Below are 7,639 nucleotides of genomic sequence, written 5' to 3'. Positions count from 1 at the left end.
GACGCGATGCACGCCACCAAGGCCGCGGTCGAGGAGGGCATCGTTCCCGGCGGCGGCGTCGCGCTGCTGCGCGCCTCGTCGGCCGTGCTCGACAAGGTCGCCAAGGGCCTCGACGACGATCAGCGCCTGGGCGTCGAAGCCCCAGCCGGTGTTCTTCTGCTCGAGCAGCTTGCCGGCAACGATGGCGCCGTCGACGCCCGCGTTCTCGGCGATCTGCTTCGCAGGGGCCAACAACGCCTTCTTGACGATGTCGATGCCGACCTGCTGATCGTGGTTCTCGACCTTGAGGTTCTTGAGGGCATTGGTCGCATAGAGCAGGGCCACGCCGCCACCGGCGACGACACCTTCCTCGACCGCCGCCTTGGTCGCATGCATCGCATCGTCGACGCGATCCTTGCGCTCCTTCACCTCGACCTCGGTCGCGCCGCCGACGCGGATGACGGCAACGCCGCCAGCCAGCTTGGCAAGACGCTCCTGCAGCTTCTCACGGTCGTAGTCCGAGGTGGTCTCCTCGACCTGCGCCTTGATCTGGCCGCAGCGGGCCTGGATGTCGGCCTTCTTGCCCGCGCCGTCGACGATCGTGGTGTATTCCTTCTCGATCGTGACCTTCTTGGCGCGGCCGAGCATGTCGAGCGTGACATTCTCGAGCTTGATGCCAAGATCCTCGCTGATGACCTGGCCGGACGTGAGGACGGCGATGTCCTCCAGCATGGCCTTGCGGCGATCGCCGAAGCCCGGCGCCTTGACCGCCGCGACCTTGAGGCCGCCGCGCAGCTTGTTGACCACCAGGGTGGCCAGCGCCTCGCCCTCGACCTCTTCCGCGATGATCAGCAGCGGCTTGCCCGACTGCACGACCGACTCCAGCACCGGCAGCAGCGGCTGCAGGCCGGAGAGCTTCTTCTCGTGGATGAGGATGTAGGGATCCTCCAGCTCCACGCGCATCTTCTCGGCATTGGTGATGAAGTACGGCGAGAGATAGCCACGGTCGAACTGCATGCCCTCGACGACCTCAAGTTCAGTCTCGAGCGACTTCGCTTCCTCGACCGTGATCACGCCCTCGTTGCCGACCTTCTGCATGGCCTCGGCCAGCATGCGGCCGACGTCGGCGTCGCCGTTGGCCGAGATGGTGCCGACCTGGGCGATCTCGGAGTTGGCGGAGACCTTCTTGGACGAGGCCTTGATGTCGGCGATGACGGCGGCGACGGCCTTGTCGATGCCGCGCTTCAGATCCATCGGGTTCATGCCGGCGGCGACGGACTTGAGGCCTTCCTGCACGATCGACTGGGCCAGGACGGTGGCGGTGGTGGTGCCGTCGCCGGCCTTGTCATTGGTCTTGGAGGCGACCTCGCGGATCAGCTGGGCGCCCATGTTCTCGAAGGCGTCTTCCAGCTCGATTTCCTTGGCCACCGAGACGCCGTCCTTGGTCGAGCGCGGGGCGCCGAAGGACTTCTGGATGATGACGTTGCGGCCTTTCGGGCCGAGCGTGACCTTGACCGCATTGGCCAGGACGTTGACGCCCCGCAGCATCTTCTCGCGGGCTTCGGTGGAGAACTGAACTTGTTTCGCGGCCATGTGAGGCAGCTCCTTTTGAATAGAGTCGAGGGATGAGGGTCGAGGGGCGAGGAAGGTCGGTCCGGACGCGGCGTCATCGCCCCTCGTCCCTCGACCCTCGCCCCCGAGGGCTGAGCCTTAGCTCAGCACTCCGAGCACGTCCGATTCCTTCATGATGATCAGGTCTTCGCCTTCCAGCTTGACCTCGGTGCCCGACCATTTGCCGAACAGGATGCGGTCGCCGGCCTTCAGGTCCATGGCGATGTATTTGCCGTCCTCGTCCCGCGAGCCGGGGCCGACAGCGACGACTTCGCCTTCCTGCGGCTTCTCCTTGGCGGTGTCGGGGATGATGATCCCGCCCTTGGTCTTGGATTCCTCTTCCACGCGCTTCACGAGCACGCGGTCGCCGAGCGGACGAAACGCCATCTGTAACATCTCCCAAAACAGTTTCGATTTGAGCGCCCGGTCGCGGCTTTGGCAGCCGCGTCCCCCGAGTGCTAACGCGAGCGGCAGGTAGGACCCGGGTCTGGCGCCGTCAAGGGACTCCGCCGCCGAATTTTCGCCGCTCCGCGGCCCCGATGAACGCCGGATGAACCGGGCTTCCCCGGCCTGTTCAGGCGGACAGGCGCATACAGGTCTCCCATCGGCGCGCAGACGCGAAAGGACCGACCATGAAGACGCTTTCGAAATTCGCCATCACCGCCCCGGCCGTGGCCGGCGCCCTGGCCCTGAGCCTGGCCGCGGCGAGCCCGGCGGACGCCCAGAGCCGGTATCGTGACCGCGACCGCGGCAATGACAACGACCGCACCGAGGACGTGCTGATCGGCGCCGCCGTCGGCGCCCTGGCCGGCGCCCTGATCGGCAACGGCGACGGAACCTACATCGCCGGCGGGGCCCTCGCCGGGGCCGCTCTCGGCGCCACCGCCGATAACGACGACGACTGCGGCTACTACCGCGGCGGGCGCTGCTACCGGAACCAGGGTCACTGGGAGCGCGAGCACGGCATCAACAGCCGCGATTACAACTCGAACTACCGCTACGAGCGCGATTACCGCCGCGACCGCCGGGATGACCGCCGCAGCGACCGCGACTATCGCTACGATCGTCGCTGGTAGGACGGCTCCCTGATCCCCGGCCGCGTGAGTTCTGGCCGGGCGTGGGCGAGGAAGGCGGGCTCCGGGGACGGCGCCCGCCTTTTTCATGGGCGTCTCAGACCATGAGCCGCTTCATCAACTCCGCCGTTGACGGATCCAGCCCGGCCGACGGCTCTCCGGCCTGGACGTCCTTCAGGATGGCCTTCGCCAGCACCTTGCCCAGCTCCACCCCCCACTGGTCGAAGCTGTTGATGTCCCAGATCACGCCCTCGACGAAGGTCTTGTGCTCATAGAGGGCGATCAGGGCGCCGACGGCCTCGGGCGTCAGGGCGTCCATCAACAGGGTGGTCGACGGCCGGTCGCCGGGGAAGGCCTTGTGCGGGGCCAGCCGGTCGGCCTCCTCCGCCGAGGCGCCGCCGGCCAGCAGTTCCGCCCGCGCCTCCGCCTCGGTCTTGCCGACCATCAGGGCCTGCGCCTGGGCGAGGGCGTTCGACCACAGCGGCGCGTCTCCCTCGCGCGCGTCCATGGCGGCGTCGGAGGTGTGCGCCACGACGACGAACTCGGCCGGGACCACCTGCGGCCCCTGGTGGATCTGCTGGAAGAAGGCGTGCTGGCCGTTGGTGCCCGGCTCGCCGAACACGATCGGTCCGGTGGCGGTGTCGACCGGCGAGCCGTCGCGCTTCACCCGCTTGCCGTTCGACTCCATCTCCAGCTGCTGCAGGAAGGCGGGCAGGCGACGCAGACCGTGGGCGTAGGGGGCGACGGTGCGGGCGGTCCGACCCAGACCCTCGACATTGAACACCTGCGCCAGCGCCATCAGCACCGGCGCGTTCTTCTCAACATCGGCGTCTCGGAAATGCTCGTCCAGGGCGCGGGCGCCCGCGAGGACCCGCTCGAACACGTCCCAGCCCAGCGCCACGGCCACCGAAAGCGAGACTGCCGACCACAGCGAGTAGCGGCCGCCGACCCAGTCACGAAAGCCGAAGGTCCGCCCGCAGCCCCAGGCCTCGGCCTTCTCCGGCGCGGCCGTGACCCCGACCAGATGGCGAACCATCCGGCGCGGCGACAGGCTCTCGGCCAGCCAGGCCTTGGCCAGCTCCGCATTGGCCAGGGTTTCCTGGGTGGTGAAGGTCTTGGACACCACCACCACCAGCGTGGTCTCCGGGTCCAGCCCGGCCAGCGCCTCAGCCATGTCGCGCGGATCGATGTTGGCCACGAAACGAAGGTCGATGGTCGGCTCCAGCGGGCGCAGCGCGTCCCACAGCAGGCGCGGCCCGAGGTCCGAGCCGCCGATGCCGATGTGCACGATGGCGGTGAAGGGCTGCTTGGTCCCGCCCGTCTCGGCCCCGGAACCGATGTCGGTGGCGAATTTCGCCATTTCGCGCCGCGTCTCCGCGACTTCCTTCGAGACGGGTTCTCCCAGGGCGCGGAAATCGGCGTCGTCCGCCGCGCGCAGCGCCGGATGCAGCACCGCCCGGCCCTCGGTGTTGTTGACCGCCTCGCCGCCGAACAGCGCCGCCCGCCGCCCCTCGATATCGCAGGCCCGGGCCAGGTCCAGCGCCGCCTCGAAGGCTTCCGCGGTCCAGCTTTGCTTGGACAGGTCGACATAAAGGCCCGCGGCCTCGACGCCCATCCGTTCAGTCCGGCGCGGATCGGTCGCGAACTGATGCACGATGCGGCCGCTGGCGTCCTTGCGCGCGACGGCGCGAAGCATGTCCAGGGCCTGGGAGCGGGCGGTCATGGGCGAACTCTGCACGAGGAGGGTAAACCCTCGTTTACGGGTGGGGCGTAAGCCGGTTCAACGCCGAAACCGCGATTCGGCCAAACTAATGAGGATCGTCATGTCCTGCGGCGTCGCCCTGGCCGTCTCCCTCCTGCTCTCGGACCCCAATGTGGCGATGGCCGCGGCCCAGCCGCCGGCCGCCGCAGATGCGCCGGCATCCGTCGCGGGGGAGCCCCTGTTCTCGGACATTGTCCTGCGTTCGGGCGCGCTGAAAGGCGTGGTCGATCAGTGGCGCGCCAACCTCGCCTCCACGCCGGACTGGCTCGTGTCGCCCGAAGCCTTCGGTCGCTTCAAGGTCGAGGCCGAAAGTCTGGCCGCCCTGGACATGCAGGGTCACCTGATCCTCAAGGAACGGGGAACCGACGGCGATCTGAAATGCATCCTGCGCGGCATTTCCGAGGACATCCCGGTCAAGGTCGCCGCCGTCGCAGCCGCCGCGACCCCAGCCGAACGCACCGTCGCTCTCGACGAACTGGCCTATCTGCTCAACGACAATGTCGAGGTCATCACCTCGCCGCCGCAGCCGGACGCCCAGTCCGGGGTCCCGACCTAGCGAGCGCCTCCACCACCACCCCCTCCGTCAGCAGCTGCGGCAGGATGCGCGGCTCTGCCTCGCCGGGCGAATATAGCAGATAGAGCGGTACGCCCGATCGCCCATGCCGCCTCAGCTCTGCGGTGATGGCGTCGTCGCGCCGGGTCCAGTCCCCGACCAGATAGACGACGTTCGCCGTCTGCAGCGCCCGCCTCGTTCGCGCAGAGGTCAGGGCGCCGGCCTCGTTGATCTTGCAGGTCACGCACCAGTCGGCGGTGAAATTGACCAGCACCGGCCGCCCCTCGGCCAGCGCCGCCTGCACCGCCTCGCTCGACCAGGGGGCGCTGACAGGCCCGGGACCGGCGGGTGCGGGCGCGCCTCCCGCCTCCACCGGCAGCCGCACAGCCATCGCGGTTCCGCCCACCGCCAGGACGAGAGCCCCGACGGCTGCAAGCGCCAGGAGCAAGCCCCGCCGGCCGAGCGCCCGGTCCACCTGGGCAAGGCCGAACAACCATGCCGCCAGGGCCAGCAGCAGGCCTCCAGCCATCAACAGGCCCAGCGCCTCGGCGCCCGTCTGGCGGCTGAACACCCAGGCCAGCCACAGGGCGGCGCCGTACATCGGGAAGGCCAGCAGACCCTTGAGCCGCTCCATCCACGGGCCCGGCCGCGGCAGGCGCGACAGCAGGCCTGGGACCAGGCTGACCAGCACATAGGGCAGGGCCAGCCCCAGCCCGAGCATCAGGAAGACCGCCAGCGCCATCGGCCACGGCATCAACAGGGCCGAGCCCAGCGCCACGGCCATGAACGGCGCCGTGCAGGGGGCGGCCACGACCACCGCCAGCACCCCGGTCAGGAAGGCGGACGCGGTCCCTCCGAGTCTCGCCAGCGGCCCGGATCCGACGCCCTGCAGCCCCGCCCCGACATGGAACACGCCCGACAGGTTCAGTCCGACCGCCAGCATCAGGAGCGCCAGCATCGCGATCACCGCCGGCGACTGAAGCTGGAAGCCCCAGCCCGCCGCCTGTCCCGCTGCGCGAAGCGCCAGCAGGACGCCCGCCAGCAACAGGAAGGTCGCCAGCACCCCGGCAAGGAAGGCCAGCCCGTCCCGGCGCGCGCGGGGCGCATCGTGGGCCGAGGCCGCCAGCGCCGCCGCCTTCATGGCGAGGATCGGGAAGACGCAGGGCATCAGGTTGAGGATCAGCCCGCCCAACAGCGCGAACAGGGCGGCGTGGATGAATCCCGTCGGCGCGCTCCCTCCCACGGGGGCCGGGCCATCCTCCGGCGCGGGAGCCAGGTCGCCCGCGCCGCGGGTGCCGGGCAGGGGCGGCCCGCCCTCGGCGGCGATCTCGAAGGCGCCCAGCGCCGTCGACAGGACCCCTCGGATCGGTTTCGGAGCGGCGGAGAAATCAGGGTCCGGCGTCAGGGCCAGCCTCAGGCCGTCCGGACCGTAGCCGCCGGACTGGGTCGCGGCGTGGGCGATGACGCCCTGGTCGAACGGGAAGAAATAGCTTGGCCCCGGATCACGTCCGGCCAGCGGGCCGCCGCTGGCGGTCAGCGTCGCCACGCCGTCCTGCAGAGTAATCCGGGCCAGGATGCCGGCGGGCCGCGGCGCCGTCTCGACGACGCGCCGGATCTCCGCGCCCCGCCGTCCGGCCAGCGGCGCCGCCCCGTTCCGGATCGGCAGGTCGAGCGCCAGGATCAGGTCGTCCGGCACGCACATCTCGGCGCTGCACACGAAGAACTGCGCCTTGACCCGCAGCGGCAGGCTCGAGCCCGGCCGGGCGTCCGCTGGGATCGTCACCGGAACCGGCAGATAGACCTCGCCCGAATAGCCGTAATTCATCAGCGTCTTGAGCCGCTGGCGCTGGGGCAGCGGCCAGACGATGTCCCCCGCCTCGACGCCGGCCGGAAGGGTCCAGGTCAGGGTCGTCGGGCCGCCGGAGTCGCCGGGGTTCCGCCAGTAGGTGTGCCAGCCGGGTTCGATGTCCTGGCGCACCGCCACGATCGCCGTGGAGCCCGGGGCGGCCCATTGCGACATCGGGACCAGTTCGGCCGCGATCCGTTCGGTGCGCTGCACGCGCCCGTCCTGCGCTGCGGCGACGCACGGGGCCAACAGCAGGCCCAACAGGACGAACAATTTGAGAAGGCGGGTCACGGGGGCGACCTTAGCCGCGCCGGCCCGCCCGCGTCACGCGTCGTGCTGTCTCACTCCGGCCCTCGATTCAGCGAGGCGCCGCGTCGACCAGCACTTCGGTCCGGCGCCGCATCGGTTCGTTGGCCCCGGCCGCCGTGGTCGAGCCCGACTCGCCCGCCACCACCACGCTGAAGGCCGGGGAGGGCCAGCCGGCCGCCTCCAGCGCTTCGGCCACCGCCAGGGCCCGGCGCTCGGACAGGTCCAGATTGGCTGTCGGGCCGCCTCGCGCGTCGGCGAGGCCGATGACCTGGACCGCCCGGATTTCGCAGCCCTGCAGCTGGGTCGCGGTCAGGCTGATGGCGTGCCGCGCCGCGTCGGTCAGGCCCGCCTCGCTGTCGCGGAAATAGACCTCGAACCGCTGCGGCGCGCACGTCTCGGGCTCGCTCACCAGTTCGCTGCGGTCGCGGAATCCCGGCACGCCGGCGCAGCCCGCCAGCGCCAGCCCGGCTGCGAGCCCGGCAATCAGCCCCTTCATCCAGCCCTCC

At 70.1% G+C, this 7,639-nt stretch carries 7 protein-coding genes; 2 read left to right on the top strand and 5 right to left on the bottom strand.

The features are described 5' to 3' along the window. A partial coding sequence (gene groL / locus VEA98_RS10570; protein ID WP_324813957.1) for a chaperonin GroEL occupies positions 1-1,572 on the bottom strand: 1,572 nt, incomplete at its 3' end. Positions 1,573-1,689: 117 nt separating this feature from the next. Then, positions 1,690-1,977, bottom strand: a complete 288-nt coding sequence (gene groES, locus VEA98_RS10565; RefSeq protein ID WP_324813954.1) for a co-chaperone GroES — start codon at positions 1,975-1,977, stop codon at positions 1,690-1,692. A gap of 245 nt (positions 1,978-2,222) precedes the next feature. On the opposite strand from groES, the gene VEA98_RS10560 reads away from it, so the two are divergent. Beyond that, complete coding sequence (locus VEA98_RS10560; protein ID WP_324813952.1) at positions 2,223-2,666, top strand: YMGG-like glycine zipper-containing protein; 444 nt, start codon at positions 2,223-2,225, stop codon at positions 2,664-2,666. A 94-nt stretch (positions 2,667-2,760) separates the two neighbouring features. Here VEA98_RS10560 and pgi read toward each other — a convergent pair whose 3' ends face one another. Beyond that, positions 2,761-4,386: a glucose-6-phosphate isomerase gene (gene pgi, locus VEA98_RS10555; protein ID WP_324813950.1), complete on the bottom strand. Its 1,626-nt coding sequence runs from the start codon at positions 4,384-4,386 to the stop codon at positions 2,761-2,763. Between the two features lie 88 nt (positions 4,387-4,474). On the opposite strand from pgi, the gene VEA98_RS10550 reads away from it, so the two are divergent. Then, positions 4,475-4,981, top strand: a complete 507-nt coding sequence (locus VEA98_RS10550; protein WP_324813949.1) for a hypothetical protein — start codon at positions 4,475-4,477, stop codon at positions 4,979-4,981. Here VEA98_RS10550 and VEA98_RS10545 read toward each other — a convergent pair. Together VEA98_RS10545 and VEA98_RS10540 are read right to left on the bottom strand one after the other, a co-directional pair. Then, positions 4,935-7,115 carry a protein-disulfide reductase DsbD domain-containing protein gene (locus tag VEA98_RS10545; protein WP_324813947.1) on the bottom strand — a complete coding sequence of 727 codons (2,181 nt, stop codon included), beginning with the start codon at positions 7,113-7,115 and terminating at the stop codon, positions 4,935-4,937. The two genes, VEA98_RS10550 and VEA98_RS10545, sit on opposite strands and share 47 nt — an antisense overlap. Positions 7,116-7,182: 67 nt before the next feature. Further along, positions 7,183-7,629, bottom strand: coding sequence for an OmpA family protein (locus VEA98_RS10540; protein WP_324813944.1), 447 nt, complete (start codon positions 7,627-7,629; stop codon positions 7,183-7,185). Positions 7,630-7,639: the final 10 nt, after the last annotated feature.

Source organism: Brevundimonas sp., from assembly GCF_035627055.1.
Classification (GTDB): Bacteria; Pseudomonadota; Alphaproteobacteria; order Caulobacterales; family Caulobacteraceae; genus Brevundimonas.
The sequence above is the reverse complement of the archived record's forward strand: the minus strand, read 5'-3'. Positions and strand labels throughout refer to the sequence as shown.

Excerpts from the sequence above, each read along its gene's own strand:
- VEA98_RS10560 (WP_324813952.1), top strand. The coding sequence starts at position 2,223 with ATGAAGACGCTTTCGAAATTCGCCATCACCGCCCCGGCCGTGGCCGGC.
- VEA98_RS10550 (WP_324813949.1), top strand. The coding sequence starts at position 4,475 with ATGAGGATCGTCATGTCCTGCGGCGTCGCCCTGGCCGTCTCCCTCCTG.
- pgi (WP_324813950.1), bottom strand. The coding sequence starts at position 4,386 with ATGACCGCCCGCTCCCAGGCCCTGGACATGCTTCGCGCCGTCGCGCGC.
- groES (WP_324813954.1), bottom strand. The coding sequence starts at position 1,977 with ATGGCGTTTCGTCCGCTCGGCGACCGCGTGCTCGTGAAGCGCGTGGAA.
- VEA98_RS10540 (WP_324813944.1), bottom strand. The coding sequence starts at position 7,629 with ATGAAGGGGCTGATTGCCGGGCTCGCAGCCGGGCTGGCGCTGGCGGGC.